The organism is Photobacterium profundum, from assembly GCF_003026285.1.
Lineage (GTDB): Bacteria > Pseudomonadota > Gammaproteobacteria > Enterobacterales > Vibrionaceae > Photobacterium > Photobacterium profundum.
Window position 1 is genome coordinate 1 of the sequence record NZ_PYOD01000026.1, and the last position, 16,062, is coordinate 16,062.

The following is a 16,062-nucleotide window of genomic DNA, read 5'->3' on the forward strand; positions in this document are numbered from 1 at the left end:
TTTCGCTGCTTCTGCTATAATGCCACCAGCCATCGAATGTCCAACCAAGATGACAGAGTCAAGTTGTTCTTTCTCGATTACCGCTTTAATGTCATTAGCGAAAGCGACCATGGTGTATTCTTTTCGGTTGAAGGACGAGTTCCCATGTCCTGCTAAGTCCATGGTGATCACTTGGTACTGCTGTGAAAAGTAACCAAGCTGGTTCTGCCAAAGCCTACTGTCTAAGCTCCAGCCGTGAATGAAGATAAGCGCAGTCTCTCCGCCCCCACTGATACCATAAGCGATTAGTTCACCATCGCCGGATATCGCAACACCGTATTTAGAAGATGTGTTATTCGCCAAAGCACCCACGCTGTTTAATGACATGAATACTAAGAATGTCATCGTCAAAATTAAACGTTTCATAGTTTCTCTCTATTTACTTTTGAGGGAGCACAGGAAATACCCCTCTCAATCAATATAGGCACTATAAACTATGAAGCTTTAGACAGGTCAAGGTTAGCTTTGAGAAAAATAGGATAAAGGTAGAAGCTCAAATGAAGTGGCACTTTTGGTTCTGCTAAATTGTTTCTGTTCATTTCCTTCCAACTACAATCGTGATGACTAATTAAAGAGGAAGGCCATCATGGTGGTTTTCAACAAAACGAAACGGGGTGGCGTCAAAAAGCCTTTTCGGCTTGAGGAAATTTGGCGGATCAGAACCAGATTAGAAATCGAAAATAGTTTGATGTAGCTTGCGCTGCTCAACTTAGCTATTGATAGCAAACTTAGAGCGAGTGATTTGCTCCTGCTCAGGGTTTGCGATGTATCTTCGCAAGATAGGATATTTAATCGTGTTAAGCATATCCAGCGAAAACAGATATTGAAGTTCAATTTGAGATAACGACAAGAACTTAACAAATTCTAATAAAATGGATTTTGATTGCTTCGCTAAGTAGCAGCGATTTTCTTTTTCCAAGCCAAGGGCGCAAGCATAAGCCGATTAGCTATTCGTACTATCGCAATCTAGTCAGAAAGTGGGCGTCAAATCTTGGGTTGGACCCTAACCTGTATGGCACTCACTCGATGAGACGAACCAAAGTAACATTAGTCTATGCAAAAACGAAAAATATTCGAGCGGTGCAGCTTTTACTCGGGCATACAAAGGTAGATAACACCCTCCGCTACCTTGGTGTTGAATTAGAAGACGCATTGTTACTTTCAGAAGGCACTGATTGTTAGTCGAAAGGAACCCTAGTTCTTTGGGTTCCCATTAACCAACATTCTGACAAGTTGTTGCCCCTATCCATGTTCGCGAACAGATTGCGATTTACGACATAATTTCAACGATAGGTTTTTCCTATCAGAATTATAAGTTTAATCTATTATCTTTCATCCTTAGTTCTGTTTATTGTATGTCTATTGCCTTGTGAGGAAATTGTTCTTTGGTGTCAGTTTTTCTATGGCCTAACACCTATCGCGACAGCTTATAAGCTGTATTTTCAATAGAACTTACGCCAGAAAGATAGGTAAATGTATAAAATCTACAGCATGTGAATGTAGAATTATCTTTAATGTGCTCAACAAAGCCAAACTAAATAATCAAAAGAGTTATTAATGGAAAATGAAATCTTACAAGATCAATTAATACACCTGAAAGCAAATTATTGGATTCTTACAATATTAAGCGGGATATTTTTATCTTTACTTCTTTTTATGGTGACTAAAGGCCATTTTAATTATCTGACCCTAGTGTATGGGATCATATTCGGAGGCGTAGGATATTATTCGTTAATCGTATCAAAGCATGTTGATAAAATTAAGCGTAAAATAATAAAATCGTAATGATTCAAATGTAATTAACGCCATCCCATAAGGCTTTGTTATATTGAGATAAAAATCATTTATCAATCGAAAGAACGTTTTTATTCTGTAATTTTTTCACAAATAGTGAAAACCTCAACCTGTAGTGGTACGGTGAATTTGACCATCTAGTTAGAGGTGATATCATAAATTGATAGGTGACTAGCGAATTTAGCCACACATTTATAGTTAATTATCATATTTTGGCATATTAGATGTTATCTGAAATGTCAGTATTCCCCAAACTTCTTAACAAGGAAATGTCCAAAAGCGTGTTAATGGAAGTCTAGTTCTATTGTGATCACCAAAGGCTTCTTCGAAGCCGTTTTCGGGGAGTTATTACAGAATTATCGAATATAATTATTTTATTGTTGATTAGAATTAAAACAACCAAGAACATAAAATAATAATAAAAGAAACTTCAAAGATAATTAAGTTTTTATAATCAAAAATATCCAGGTTTTCACTTGAAAAATAGATGTCGATATCGTTAATGAAATATTGATAATCATTGGGAGGCACTTGTCCATGGACCATACTTAAGCCTTTTTTGTTGATGATGAAATATATTTAATTGTAAATTTGGTAATTAATGTGATTGTTAAATCAGAGCTAATATAGGTTTCTTCTTTTATTAAACTTGTCAAAAATACGTTTATATGGTGAGTTTGACAAGTCTAATTGGTGGATAAGCATTTCAGACATAAACTCGGCTGTAGAGCTTAGAGTTTATCTGAATGCATAAAATAGAAAGGGGCCGCTTCTACCGATGATGAATGTTAACCAGTGGTTAATTAAAACGACTGACGACCTATGGCTTTAATCAAATAATGTTACTTGAAGACCTTGTCCATATTTTTCATCGGCTTTGGTTGCATTGGCAATGTGGCGCTCCTTGATAAAGGCAGGTACACCGTTCATAGCACGTGCCGTGTTTTCAAATAAAACCTGCTGTTGTTCTTTAGTCATTAGACGGAATAAGTCACCAGCTTGGCTGAAGTAGTCATCATCATCTTCTCGGAAATCATAATGTCCGGCTGAGCCGAATACATCTAGCATAGGTTCTTCAAATTCAGGCTGCTCTGCCCACTCACCAAATGAATTTGGTTCATATCCAATTGTTTCACCATGATTATCATCAACACGCATTGGGCCATCGCGGTGTGAAGCATTAATAGGACAGCGAGGAGCATTTACGGGGATCTGATGATGATTAACCCCTAAACGATAACGCTGTGCATCTGAATAAGCGAATAATCTACCTTGAAGCATTTTATCTGGCGAGAAACTAATACCCGGTACGACAGCTGCTGGATTGAAAGCCACTTGTTCTACATCTGAGAAGAAGTTATTCGGATTGCGGTTTAATTCCATGATGCCCACTTCGATAAGTGGGAAGTCATTTTTTGGCCAGACCTTAGTTAAATCAAATGGATTAAACGGGCTTATTTCAGCTTGTTGCTCTGTCATAACTTGGATTGACATTGTCCACTTAGGAAAGTTTCCATCGTCAATTGAATTGAATAAGTCACGTTGGTTACTCTCAGTATCACCGCTAATAACATCTGCAGCTTCACTATCAGTGAGATTTTTTATTCCTTGTTGAGAAACAAAATGAAATTTAACCCACACACGTTCTTTATCAGCGTTAATCATACTAAATGTATGGCTACCAAAACCATGCATATGACGATAAGACGCTGGAATGCCACGGTCACTCATTACAATGGTTACCTGGTGCAAAGCTTCAGGTAATAATGTCCAAAAATCCCAGTTACTTGTTGGGTTGTGCATATTTGTTTTTGGATCGCGTTTAACTACACGATTCAAGTCAGGGAATTTTAATGGGTCACGCAGGAAGAATACTGGCGTGTTATTACCAACTAAATCCCAGTTACCCTCCTCAGTGTAGAATTTCAAAGCAAAACCACGAATATCACGAACAGCATCCGGTGCACCACGTTCACCTGCTACAGAAGTAAAACGAGCAAACATTTCCGTTTCTTTACCCACATCTGAAAAGATTTTAGCACGAGTGTATTTTGTAATATCATTTGTGACTGTAAATTTCCCAAATGCACCTGAGCCTTTAGCATGCATACGACGCTCTGGAATAACTTCCCGGTTAAAATGAGCTAATTTCTCTTGATACCAAATATCCTGTAGAAGCATAGGACCACGAGGGCCTGCTGTCATTACATTGTTGTTATTAGCAACTGGGCAACCTGCTGCTGTCGTTAGTTTTTTAGTCATGATTTTATCCCTTTTACTTCGAGTATGATGTTCCAGTAATGGTGCATATTTTAGTATTCACAATTGATGGTTGAGTCATCAATATGAACACCTTGTTCAGCAATAATTTGTTTGATCTCATACAAACAAGATAGTAACTATGGCATCGCCATTAGTGCAATTCCCGATGCGGCAATACCTACACCAAGCCATTTACTTGCGACTAAATATGAAACTCGCTCACCAACAAACATAATTGCAACTGCAGTAATTAGCATGCCAATACCAAAGCCAGATAAACGTCCAGTAGCTTCAACACCGTGAGCAAACCCATGGAAAAATAATAAACTAATTGACGTAATTAATAAGCGTCTTGTGAAGGGTTCTCTATGGTTAAAAGTATTCCAAACACCTAAAGCTACAACAAAAATTGAAGCTGCAATTATTTGTTCAATACCGGTTATGGCACCAATAACATTACCTGCTATTAAGCCTATCGCTAAGCTAGCAAGTGCTGCTATAAATAAGCTTAATTTTATTTTGATTGATGAATTGCTGTTCGCGACTGAATCATTGTTTACTAAAGAACGGGTAACACGGCTGATCAATATACCCAGACCAAGTAACATAATTAAGTGATCAAGCCCTGTTAGTGGATGTAACATACCACTAACAATTGAGTCATGTGCCATATGTCCAGGGTGAGCCAAGGCCGCCGGAGCGGCGAATAAAGTTGGAAGTATGAGTAAACGTGAAAAATTCATTGATAACATCCTTAGTCTTACTTCGTTAAGCTTTTGATTTTAATTTGATATTTGTGAGTTACCAGAGCGTCCACAATGTGTACTATCGTCTAGTCAAAAGATATTTAATATTTTTCAGTATGTTAGGCATTGTTCATCAAGGCATATACAGCGCTAGTAACGCTAATGTGTGTTCCATCTTTGCTATTCACAATAAAAGGTACACCGGTTAATCCTACCGAATGAGCATCAGCAATATCATCATTAATAGTCTTATCAAGATCTTTGTTATTGAGTTGTTCTTCTGTCAACGTAATATCTAATTCTGCACCCAGTTTTATGAGTATTTGGGTATCTCCAATATCTTGACCTTTAGTGAAATAAGCGGAAAAAATTTTGTCATACAGCGCTGATGAATCTCTTTTTTGTGCTTCAACTATCTTTATTGCACGATGAGCACGGCGTGTGTTGGGAGTGAGCGAAATATTATCAAAATTAATTTTTAGACCTTCATTTCTTGCGATATTTAAGACAATGGTGTCCCGTCGGCGTGATTCTTCCATTGAACCAAATTTTCTTTCTCTGTAGGTCGTACGTGGAATGCCAGCTTCTGGCAAATTTGGATTTAATTGGAATGCGCGATATTGTATATTTTGGGGAGCTATTGCATTTAAGCGAACGGCTTCTGCTATACGGTGATATCCGATATAAGAATATGGGCAGGTAAAATCCAAGTAAATATCAAGGATATTCATACGATAAGTCCTCTGCGGTAACATAATATGATTGTTAATCATGGTGATGGTGATGGTGATGGTGATGGTGACTTTTGACGTAGTGCTGCGCTAGTAAATCGGTACTGAAATCCCCTTTGGGGTCACGCCATACACTATGAATATGGTTTGCATCACGCTGGGTATTATCAAATTCGATAACCAAACTTTCTCCTTGAATTCGATAATAACTCGGCTCTCCAGGTCGGACTGCACCCGCCCAAGCAAAGTGCAACCCATCAAATCGCTCACCTGTGACTTTTCTTAATTCAAGATCTGCAATCTCATCTGGCAAACGTCCAACATAAAGATTGATTAGTTCTGTTAGGATATCTCGCTGATGTTTATTCATATCAGCAGCGGCTAACCCTTTAGGTATTGAGGAAAAACTAACGGCTTTGCGATGTTTACTGGTGAGCCCTATCTGTTGTTCGAGTAAATCTTGAACTCGCTCAAAGTGATCTTGTTGTCGGCCGTGAAATTTTTGTCGCCAAACATCAGCAAGTCGTCTAGGTTCGATAGGATGTTGTCCCACATCAATCGAACTGCGATTACCTCCTACAGTGTCGATGGGGGGAATGGGAGATATCACAACGCGGGATTGCTGCTGATCACTAAAATTTGTAAGTAAATCAAATGCCGTATCTTGTAAGGAGCCGAGGGGACGTAGCATATGCGCTCCCAAGAGTGGCGTTGTTGCTGGATCTGCACCTAAGAAACTGGGGGTTCCTGACGCTAGTTGACCACCTACAATAGTATTATTGATTGAAATATGATGGCCACCAAAACGCCAGCCCCAATTCATACCATTAGGATTACCAAAAATACGAAGGTAATAGCGACTGGGATCCCTAAAGCGTCCTTGACCAGCATTTAAGCTATGTCCTTCAATACGATCGAGGACATTTTCTAGTCCTATTATTGTCGAAACGGTGGCATAACCGGCTTCTGAAAGCCCTGTAGCCAAAAGATTAAAGGCCAGTGCTTGCTGGTGATCATTCATTTGGGCAAGCGTCAACCCGCCGTGATCACTGGGTGTATAAAACCACATTGTACGTTCAGTATTTGAAGGAAAGTCCCACACGGCTGTTGATAATTGGTTTGAACGAAGAGAAGAAATAAATAAATCTGCCGCGTTACTCATTTTCGCTGCAATGTTGGTTCTCACTGTTTCTTCAATTGATGCCATAACTTCATTCTCTATTCTTGATGTATAAAACTAACCTTTTTATAAATCAATATTCACATTGATATATGCGTCAATTAAGATATTTGAATTTAATTCTCAAATAAATACCTTCTGACTAGAAGGTGTTTTAAATATTATTTGAAGTGGGGTTTGTTGCAAAAAAAAATCAGCTTCAGCTCAAACCCCCATCGTTACCGACCCCTCTGAGCGCCCACTAATTAAAGTGCATCGAGTGCTGGATAATCAATGTAACCAATCTCATTACCACCAAACAACGTAGCGCCATCTAAATCGGCCAGTTCATTATTATTTTTTAAACGTGAAACTAAGTCGGGGTTTGATACGAACGGACGACCAAAGGCTACCAGGTCAGCATATCCTTTTTCGATAATTTCATTCGCGCGATCTTGCGTGTAATTGCCAGCAACGATAATCGTGTTGGTGAAGACTTTACGAAGCTTAACGCGGAAGCTTTCAGGTATTACGGGGGCATCATCCCAGTCAGCCTCAGACAAATGCATATATGCGATACCTCGTGTTTGAAGTTCTTTTGAGGCATCGATGATAGTTGGAACGATGTCAGGGCAGTCCATGTCTTTGAATGTGACGAATGGTGCTAGGCGAACCCCTACTTTATCTGCGCCAATTGATTCGATGACAGCATCAATAACTTCAAGTAGGAATCGAGTGCGATTCTCACGTGAACCGCCATATTTATCTGTGCGTTTGTTTGAGTTGGTACGTAAGAACTGATCGATTAGGTATCCATTACCACCGTGTATTTCAACCCCATTAAAACCAGCATCAATCGCCATTTTAGCTGAGGTCGCGAAGTCTTTTATAACGCGGTCAATATCAGACTGGTCCATTTCGCGTGGTTGAATGCAGTCATACATTGCACCATTACCTTCATTGTCAGAAATCCATACCTTAGTTTCGATAGGCGCTAAAGCTGAAGGACCGATAGGAAGTCCACCTTTTTGGAATGTCGGGTGTGATACGCGGCCAACATGCCACAGCTGACAAAACATAGCAGCACCGCTACCTTTAACCTCTTTAGTGACAGCCTTCCAACCTTCAACTTGTTCGTTTGTGTATACGCCAGGAGTGAATGAATAGCCTTGTGAGTCATCAGAAATTTGAGTTGCTTCAGAGATGATAAGTCCAGCAGTAGAGCGCTGCTTGTAGTACTGGGCCATCATAGAGTTTGGAATGTTTCCTGGCTGATCTGTGCGAGCACGTGTCATTGGGGCCATGACGACACGGTTTTGCAACTCTAAACCTACTTAATTAGTTTAACGTTTGATTTTTTACTGGCAGATTCCATCCAGTCTTTAACTGTTGGATCCCAATTGATCTCTTTCATGCTGAAGAATCCGCGAAGTATAGAAAACACGACTGCTTCATCAACAACATTCATTTGATGGTGAGAATCGAGGTCAAGAACAGACCATGCTTTATCAATTAATGCTTCAGCTTCTTTCGCTATTTCAGCTGAGTTAGCAACTAGCTGGTCAAAGTTAAGTACTTCAGTTTCTTTGTTTGTACGCCATAGTGCCTTAGCAGAATCAGAGCCAAACTCTTCAATACCCATTTGATGCCAGCGTGGGTACCCAATCTTTTGAAGAACACCGAATGATTGCTTTTGCCATTCCGTAATTGAATCTGAAGGTACACTTTTGTTTGTTGAATCAGAAAGGTTAAGGAAGTACTCAATAATATCTAGGCTTTCTGATATGACATCGCCATCACCTTTAACCAGGATTGGAACTTGTTTTTTACCAATAATATCAACAGTCGTTTTTTCATCATCATATCCAACAACAACAATATCTGGATTGATGTTTAGCATGCCTGCTACGTAACGTACTCGTGCGCAAAATGGGCAGTGTTCATAGATGTATAGTTTCATGGTTTAAATCCTATTAGTTATTTCGTCGAATTAAGCGATTAACGTTTTAAGCTTGCTTGAGTTATATCGATATCTTTCTTTTAGCCAACTATCGGCTGATGATTTTCCGCCTCCCGCTAACATGAATATGCCAGAAACAAATATCCACATTGCTGGGAATTCCCAACCGCCAGTAGGTAGTACCCATACATATCCGACAGCATAGTGACCACCAAGGCCTACCGACACGAAGAGATATATTGCAGACCCAAAACCAGCTAATCGAGTCATAAACCCAAATGAAAGCATGATTGCAAGAGATAGCTCGATAACACCCGCTAACACTACAAATGCTTGAGGGAATGGAAGCCCAATACCACCGAAGTAATCGGTGAAGACAGCAAATGGAGCGCCTCCAGCCAAGATGTGACCAGTGAAATGAGCAACGAACATCATGCCAACGTAAATTCTTACTAACGTCATTCCCCATTCGTAAGCGTTTGGATTGCCAATTGTTCGACTTTGAATTGACATCCTTTTTAGCCAAGGAAGTCTTACTATCTGAATGGCCAATAAAGCGACAAGTAATGTACTTGTGAATTCAATGCTTTGTATGCCAGGCCCCGTTTCAGCAACCATGAGTGGGTCAAGTGATGACAGCGTTGAAAGATCTATCGTTTCAAGGTGCATTGTTGAGAACAGTCTTCCAAGAGTTAACCCTCCAAGCATTGAAGCAATTAACCCAAAAAATTCAACGTTACCTTTTTTGTACGTCTCAATGAGTGAAACAACAAGAACCGTTATAAATGCACCTGTTGAAATAAATACCCAGGAACTTAGCCCGTTTTCTAGCAATGAGTGTACTGAAAAGAAGATAGTGACAACGGCAGTAATGATGGTTAGTAGTCGTAATGACTTATCAAAAGTGTTCATTTAATTCACCTTTAATTAACGGCCCAGTAGATGGGCCTTAACTGGATTAGTTGACTATTGTCGCTGGTTTACCATTTCCTGCTTCGTCATTGCGGTTGGCTTTAGCGATGAAGAACAGGCCGATAATAGGCACTACAATTGCTGCGTATGGGATCATTCCAGCGCCAAGGTTACTATCTAATACCATTCCACCAAGGAGCCCACCAAATGCGTTAGCCAAGTTGAACGCTGAGATGTTAGCTGTAGCAGCGAGTTCTTGACCATCACCACCATGCTTCATCACTCGAAGTTGCATCGCTGGAACATTGGCGAATGATGCAATACCAAAGATGAATGCAGCGATTACGAATAAGATCTTGTTATCAACAACTAGACCAACAACAACAAGTGATACGATCATCGCAATGGCCCAGAACATAGAAGCTTTATTTAGGTCTTTGTCTGAAGAGTGACCGCCAAGAGTGTTACCAATGATTAGACCTGCACCAACGATGACAAGAATCCAAGTAACAGCGTCCTCACCGTAACCTGTTATGTGCATAGCGATGGGTGCTAAGTAACCGTAAAGTGTCATGAATCCAGACCAAGCAAAGACTGTGATAGCTAAGCTGATAAGTAGGGCAGGGTTTTTGAATGCGCGTAGCTGAGACTTAACATCTTTAGCTTCACCGTGACCCGTTGATTTGATGAATGCAATAATAGAAAGCATTGCTAAAGCACCTAATGCAGCAACAACGAGAAACGTTGAATGCCAGCCATAAGTAAGACCAATCCAAGTACCTGCTGGAACACCAAGAACGTTAGCCAAGGTGAGGCCAGCGAACATCTGACCAACGGCACGACCTGCCATTTTTTCAGATACAAGGTTAGTTGCAACAACAGCACCGATCCCATAGAACGGACCTTGAACAAGACCAGTAATGATGCGACTTATAAAGAGAATATTATAATTAGGCGCATAAGCAGAAAGCACATTACCGATGATGAATATGATCATCAAACCCGATAGAACTGCCTTCTTATTAAAACGTGATAGATAAATAGTAAGAATAGGACCGCCAATTACAATTGCTAACGCATAGGCACTGATTAGATAACCTGCTTGGCCCTCGGTAATGGTTAATGATGTGGCTATTTGAGGAAGAATACCTGCAATAACAAACTCAGCTGTACCAATTGCAAATGCCGCGAGTGTTAATATCCAAACCTGGAATGGTATAGATTCTTTTTTCATTTTATTTTCCTAGGGTATTGGCTGCTGATCAGAGTTACTTCAGCAGCTTGTTTGGATTTTTTAGTTAACTAACGCGCCGCCATCAACATCGATGATCGAGCCTGTCATGTACTTATTGTTGATTGCCAATGAGTAAGCCATCGCAATGTCAGATGCTTCCCCCACTTTGCCTGCTGGAAGGTTAGAGGCTGCATTGGCAAACATTGCATCACGATTAGTTTCATCCATGCTCTTGTATGCGGCAGTCATCGTTAGGCCTGGGCTAATTGCGTTTACTCGAACAGGTGAAAGCTCTTTAGCGAGCACTTTAGTGACAGCTTCAAGGGCCGCATTAATGGCTGTTTTGGTGTAAGTATTTGCGACAACTTTTCTTGATAACATGCCAGTCGTTATGGTGATTGACCCCGTTGGCTTGATGAATCTTGCTGCATGTTTAGCTGCGTTAATTGTTCCCCAGAACTTGGTATCAAACGCTGCTTTAGCGTCAGCTATATCAACATCTATTACTTTTCCTGCAGGAGCGTATGAACCTGCAGTAATAATTAGATGATCAAAAGCACCAATTGACTCGAAGTAAGCACAGACTTGTTTCTCGTCACTAATATCCAGTCCAGTGCTACGGCTAGCAACATGAACGATGTTGTCATCACCTAGAAAGTTATTGGCAACAGCTTCACCAATACCGGAGGTTCCACCTATGATTACGAATGTTTGCTTTTCTTTTAACATGATTATTTCCACCTTTTCCGTTGATGGTTGCCATTATATTCATAAACATAAAATTGATAATTGTGCGAAATGTGAAATCATTATTCGGTTAAACTGAATAATGGGTATGTGCAAGTGTAGCGTTATAGATATGAGTAATGAAAAGGGCATACAACGAACTTCTTTAAAGAATTAAGTGTTATCTGAGCTATTCAGCAAAGTTTTAAAGGGAAGGGGCAATGAATAATATAAGTTAGAAAAATGTGAAGTGATGAGCCTTAATTAAATATCAAATAAAAATTGAAAGTGATTCAAGTTTTAAGTGGTTATTTTACTCATTCCATGGGTGTAGCGTATACCTTACTTAATATTAAGGTGTTGATATGAAATATAAATATATAGCGACAATTTCATTATTGTTTTCATTTTCTTCAATGGCTCAAAACTTAATGCTGTCAAGTAATTCAGTAAGAGATGGAGGCACTCTCGAGGCTAAGTTTTTTGCGAATAGTTTTGGATGTGATGGCCAGAATATGATGCCTGATTTCAGTTTTAAGAATATCCCAGCAGGAACGAAAAGCTTTGCATTAACTTACTTTGATAAAGATGCCCCGATAGATGGTGGATTTGTTCATTTCGTTATCTATGACATCCCAGCAGGTACAGTGCACTTAAATGGTGGTGTTAATGGTGGTGTATTACCTGCCACATCAATCGTAGGTGTTAATGACACTGGCAGCGCTGGGTTTATTGGTTCATGCCCACAGATTGGTGAGATTCATCATTACCAATGGCGTTTAACGGCTTTAGACATTGATAAGCTTCCAATAGACGCTAATGCGACCCCTGCAATTACTTCGTTAAATATTCTTGGTCATAAACTTGAAACAACAACGCTAACAGTTACTGCCAAGCAGAATAAAAAGGATTAGTCATGTTAAATAAAAATAAGTATTTCCCACTGATGATGATTACATCATTCCTTTCATTAGTTGCCATTTTCTTACGGATGGATACCTATAATGATACTTGGTTGTCTACGTCATTATTTTTCTTTGGTATTATCACCCCATTTTTAGTGTTGAAGCTAAGGCATAATAACTATTTAAGTTTTCTTGTTACTATTGTTCCTACGATCATTATTATTCGTATTGGTGACCAAAATGACATCTCGCTTGTCGCTTGGATTACAACATTTTCTTTAATCCCTCTTCTGCTTCAATTAATCACAATAGGTAAAGAGATTTACAAACGTGATCCACAAGAATTGTCGTTAACGCTTATTCGCTTGTTCGTTGGTTTTAACTTCCTTACTCACGGAACAGAAAAATTATTTGCTGGAACAATCATTCATGATGGTATGCGAGGCTACTTTGGACAGGTCGCAGGGTTTGATGCTGTAGGACCATGGTTTACCAACCTAATGATTTATACTGGTGGTATTACAGAAATCGCTGTCGCTATCTTGATAGGTTGCGGATTGTTTACTCGACTTGGCGTAGTCTGGGCGATTATCTATCTCGCAGCAGCAGAAATATTTTCTGGCCACTTCTTAATTGGTTATACCTGGGCTATGCCTGGTGGTGGTTGGGAATTTCCATTCTTCTGGGCAATGGTTCTATATCCATTCTTGCTAATTAAAAAACAAGGGGCACTATCAATCGATTCAATGATTAGCTCCCACTTAAACAAGAAATTAATAACGGCTAAATAAAAGCCCAACCAGAGAGTTATCTCTCAATATACAAACCTTCAGTTTAATCATTGAGGGTTTACACTTCATATCCAATTTGATTGGGTATTTGCTATGGAATGAAATAATGAAAACAAGTGCATTAATTGTAGAGGGGGGGGCAATGAGAGGTATCTTTGCCAGTGGCGTGTTAGATGCTTTTATGAGTGATAATTACCAACCCTATGATTTCGCTATTGGTGTTTCAGCTGGGGCGTCTAACTTAGTGGGTTATCTTTCCAATGCACCGCTTCGCAGCTTCAATGTCATCACTACAATGGCAACAGATAAAACTTTTTTTAATCCAATCCGTTTTGCTAAAGGAGGAAACCTTGTTGATGTCAAATGGCTTTTGGATGAATCAAATCAACGTTATCCTTTGAATTGTAATCATCTTTTTTCCAATATTCCTTTGTATGCGGCAGTGACAAATATTGATACTGGGAGTGCTGATTATTATCAAATTAAGCCAGGTACATTATCAACGATTATTGAAGCTACCACAGCCTTGCCTATCGCTTATCGTGAAACACCGTGTTTTTCTGGTGGCTGTTATACTGATGGTGGTGTCGCTGACTCAATACCAATAAAAGAAGCATATAGACGTGGGGCTCGTGATATCACTGTAATTTTATCGCATCCTCTAAGTTATCAAATGAAAGCCACTAAATACCCATGGCTGATGAAAAGATTATTATCTCAATATCCTAATATTGCCGAATCTATGTTGGTAAGAGCAAAAAATTATAATCAATCTTTAGATTTCATTAGAAATCCACCTAATGATGCAACGGTTCGAGTTATTGCACCACCAGAAAGTTTTGCAGTTAAAAGGCTCACCATGAATAAAGCTGTATTGCGTGAGGGGTATAATATGGGGAAAACAGCAGGAGAAGAACACCTATCAATAATAAGTGGAACATATGGACTAAATGCAGAAAATTGTCACTTTTGCTTTTAAGGGGGTTAATGGTTACATGTAAACGAAGAGGTGAGTGGTGTTTCGTCTGCCACAGATTTTTGAATTATAACTACAATAGCTACTGGAATGTAGACATAGGGAGGATGGCTCATTATATTAAGCTCTGCTGATGTGTGTATTAGAACGCTGTAATTATGCAACGTGAGTTTTAGTTTTTGAGGGTGTTACATAAGTGTGTCGAGATGTAGAGTGGTTGCGAATACTTTGAAATGTTTTTAGTATTGGTCTTGTTCATTTTAGCTATGTTTTTTGGTTCCTTCTAGATGTTTTAAGAACCAACTGTGTATTTATCCACCAATTACAGAAGAATAAAGATGTATATTTTAGTTAGGATTTTAGAAAGTGACAGCTATAAAGATATGCCTCCTTGGGATAAGGAAATTCAACTGACTGTTGGTCAAGAAGTAATATTTTCACCGTCTTACTCTGCAAAATTAATTGAAAAAGGGAAAGTGAAATACATTCGAAATGTAACCGAAAAAATCAATAGAATATAAATAAAAATTATTAAAGGAAGTCAAATCATGTTTCCAGAGTACCGAAAATTGATTACATCACTAAAAGGCAATGATGCACATTTTGATAAGCTATTTGCTAAACATAATAAGCTAGATAATGACATTAAAAACCTTGAATTAAAAATAGCACCACACTCAGAAGTTCTCATATTGAAAAAAGAAAAGTTGCTAATAAAAGATGAACTTTGGTCATATTTGAGTGAAAAATGAATCTAGTGAATAACGAGGAAAAAGTATTGCAGTCGCTACTAGGCCGGGGTTGTTGCAACTAACCAGGTAATGCAGTTCTACCTCAGTGATTACTGATAAAGGAGCTTGAAGTCCAATGGAATGGAAATGTACGGTAAGCTGATACCGCTACACGATATTGTGGTTTGGCTTACTGCCTTTTTCCCTTAAAATTTGAGAGATACTTCTTCTAGCTCACCGGTGCCAACGTTAAGGAAATCGTGTCAAAATTGTTTTCTGTTTGAATATTGATGTTTCTCTTTGCATTGCGATGAGCTTAAGTATTCACTGTTTGGTGTTAGAGTAGTGATATACGAGATGCATCCATTACTTTGACTATTTCCCCTTGCGGTGACTTTGGTCGACGATATTATCAGATACTTAATTGAAAGGATTTCAATTAGATTCAGCCGCTGTCTGCTTCCAAGCTATTGAGTATAATAAAGGGTTATTATCCCTCACATTGTTATCAGCGAAAATATATAGCTAAAACCTTAAACTCTCGAAAAAATAGAATTGTCATAATGTTATTCCATCCATTGGTTAATGATAATTATCAAATTTATAGTAGTGAGGCCATTTATGTATATCTAATGAGAAGTTGAAATAATCATGCTAGAATTAACTTAAATAAAGTTAATAAGAAATTAATAGCAGTAACCTTCAGCTATCATAGGCGCGTTCAAATACTTATCAATAATTTTATTAGCATTGAGTTCAGTTATCATAATCCGCTTTTAATTCCGGTTAGCTGTTTAACACTTGCGTACAAGCACAGTGATGCCAAACGCAATCACTTTAAGAAATAGTATGGTAAAATTATGTATTTTAAAACCCCCTTTGAGTGATGTGGGTATAGCTATCTAGATTACTCAATGTCAAGAATATAGATTTTCGCTGAAAGTAATTATCAATCTTGTTTATTATTTGGTTGTAGTGGAAGTAATACTTGTGACTTATAAGTTATATAAGGGGACTGGTGAAAAAACATTATAATCCCATATCATTTTTCTTTTAACATAACTCTATGTTTCATCTCATAAAAGAAAATAAAAAA

General features: G+C 38.7%; 15 protein-coding genes and 1 pseudogene. 6 read left to right on the forward strand and 10 right to left on the reverse strand.

What is annotated here, in order from left to right:
* A partial coding sequence (locus C9J48_RS26490; protein ID WP_146151662.1) for an alpha/beta fold hydrolase occupies positions 1-405 on the reverse strand: 405 nt, incomplete at its 3' end.
* Positions 406-625: 220 nt separating this feature from the next.
* On the opposite strand from C9J48_RS26490, the pseudogene C9J48_RS26495 reads away from it, so the two are divergent.
* Positions 626-1,221 (forward strand): annotated as a pseudogene (locus tag C9J48_RS26495) (tyrosine-type recombinase/integrase).
* Positions 1,222-2,661: 1,440 nt separating this feature from the next.
* Here C9J48_RS26495 and C9J48_RS26505 read toward each other — a convergent pair.
* The 9 genes from C9J48_RS26505 to C9J48_RS26545 form a co-directional block, all read right to left on the reverse strand.
* Positions 2,662-4,095 carry a catalase gene (locus tag C9J48_RS26505; RefSeq protein WP_006229433.1) on the reverse strand — a complete coding sequence of 478 codons (1,434 nt, stop codon included), beginning with the start codon at positions 4,093-4,095 and terminating at the stop codon, positions 2,662-2,664.
* Between the two features lie 137 nt (positions 4,096-4,232).
* Positions 4,233-4,838 (reverse strand): HupE/UreJ family protein, encoded by a 606-nt coding sequence (locus C9J48_RS26510; RefSeq protein ID WP_006229432.1) that lies wholly within the window; start codon positions 4,836-4,838, stop codon positions 4,233-4,235.
* Positions 4,839-4,960: 122 nt separating this feature from the next.
* The gene (locus tag C9J48_RS26515; protein WP_006229431.1) at positions 4,961-5,572 is read right to left on the reverse strand and encodes a DsbA family oxidoreductase; all 612 of its coding nucleotides are present in this window, start codon (positions 5,570-5,572) and stop codon (positions 4,961-4,963) included.
* A 34-nt stretch (positions 5,573-5,606) separates the two neighbouring features.
* On the reverse strand, positions 5,607-6,779 hold the full coding sequence (locus C9J48_RS26520; protein WP_006229430.1) for a DUF3500 domain-containing protein: 1,173 nt from the start codon (positions 6,777-6,779) through the stop codon (positions 5,607-5,609).
* A 218-nt stretch (positions 6,780-6,997) separates the two neighbouring features.
* Entirely contained in the window at positions 6,998-8,053 is a 1,056-nt protein-coding gene (locus C9J48_RS26525) for an alkene reductase (RefSeq protein ID WP_006229429.1), read from the reverse strand.
* An 8-nt stretch (positions 8,054-8,061) separates the two neighbouring features.
* Positions 8,062-8,691 carry a GrxB family glutaredoxin gene (locus C9J48_RS26530; RefSeq protein WP_006229428.1) on the reverse strand — a complete coding sequence of 210 codons (630 nt, stop codon included), beginning with the start codon at positions 8,689-8,691 and terminating at the stop codon, positions 8,062-8,064.
* Positions 8,692-8,721: 30 nt separating this feature from the next.
* Positions 8,722-9,603 carry a DoxX family protein gene (locus C9J48_RS26535; protein ID WP_006229427.1) on the reverse strand — a complete coding sequence of 294 codons (882 nt, stop codon included), beginning with the start codon at positions 9,601-9,603 and terminating at the stop codon, positions 8,722-8,724.
* Between the two features lie 46 nt (positions 9,604-9,649).
* On the reverse strand, positions 9,650-10,837 hold the full coding sequence (locus tag C9J48_RS26540; protein ID WP_006229426.1) for an MFS transporter: 1,188 nt from the start codon (positions 10,835-10,837) through the stop codon (positions 9,650-9,652).
* A 60-nt stretch (positions 10,838-10,897) separates the two neighbouring features.
* Complete coding sequence (locus C9J48_RS26545; RefSeq protein WP_006229425.1) at positions 10,898-11,566, reverse strand: SDR family oxidoreductase; 669 nt, start codon at positions 11,564-11,566, stop codon at positions 10,898-10,900.
* A gap of 362 nt (positions 11,567-11,928) precedes the next feature.
* Between C9J48_RS26545 and C9J48_RS26550 the strand changes: the two genes are divergently transcribed.
* The 5 genes from C9J48_RS26550 to C9J48_RS26570 all read left to right on the forward strand — a co-directional run bounded on the left by C9J48_RS26550 (position 11,929) and on the right by C9J48_RS26570 (position 14,987).
* Complete coding sequence (locus C9J48_RS26550; RefSeq protein WP_006229424.1) at positions 11,929-12,477, forward strand: YbhB/YbcL family Raf kinase inhibitor-like protein; 549 nt, start codon at positions 11,929-11,931, stop codon at positions 12,475-12,477.
* Positions 12,478-12,479: 2 nt separating this feature from the next.
* Complete coding sequence (locus tag C9J48_RS26555) at positions 12,480-13,259, forward strand: DoxX family protein (protein ID WP_006229423.1); 780 nt, start codon at positions 12,480-12,482, stop codon at positions 13,257-13,259.
* A gap of 106 nt (positions 13,260-13,365) precedes the next feature.
* Positions 13,366-14,238, forward strand: coding sequence for a patatin-like phospholipase family protein (locus tag C9J48_RS26560; RefSeq protein ID WP_107281296.1), 873 nt, complete (start codon positions 13,366-13,368; stop codon positions 14,236-14,238).
* 335 nt (positions 14,239-14,573) lie between these two features.
* Positions 14,574-14,756, forward strand: coding sequence for a hypothetical protein (locus C9J48_RS26565; RefSeq protein ID WP_006229473.1), 183 nt, complete (start codon positions 14,574-14,576; stop codon positions 14,754-14,756).
* A 27-nt stretch (positions 14,757-14,783) separates the two neighbouring features.
* Positions 14,784-14,987 (forward strand): HP1242/YdcH family protein, encoded by a 204-nt coding sequence (locus tag C9J48_RS26570; protein WP_006229474.1) that lies wholly within the window; start codon positions 14,784-14,786, stop codon positions 14,985-14,987.
* Positions 14,988-16,062: the final 1,075 nt, after the last annotated feature.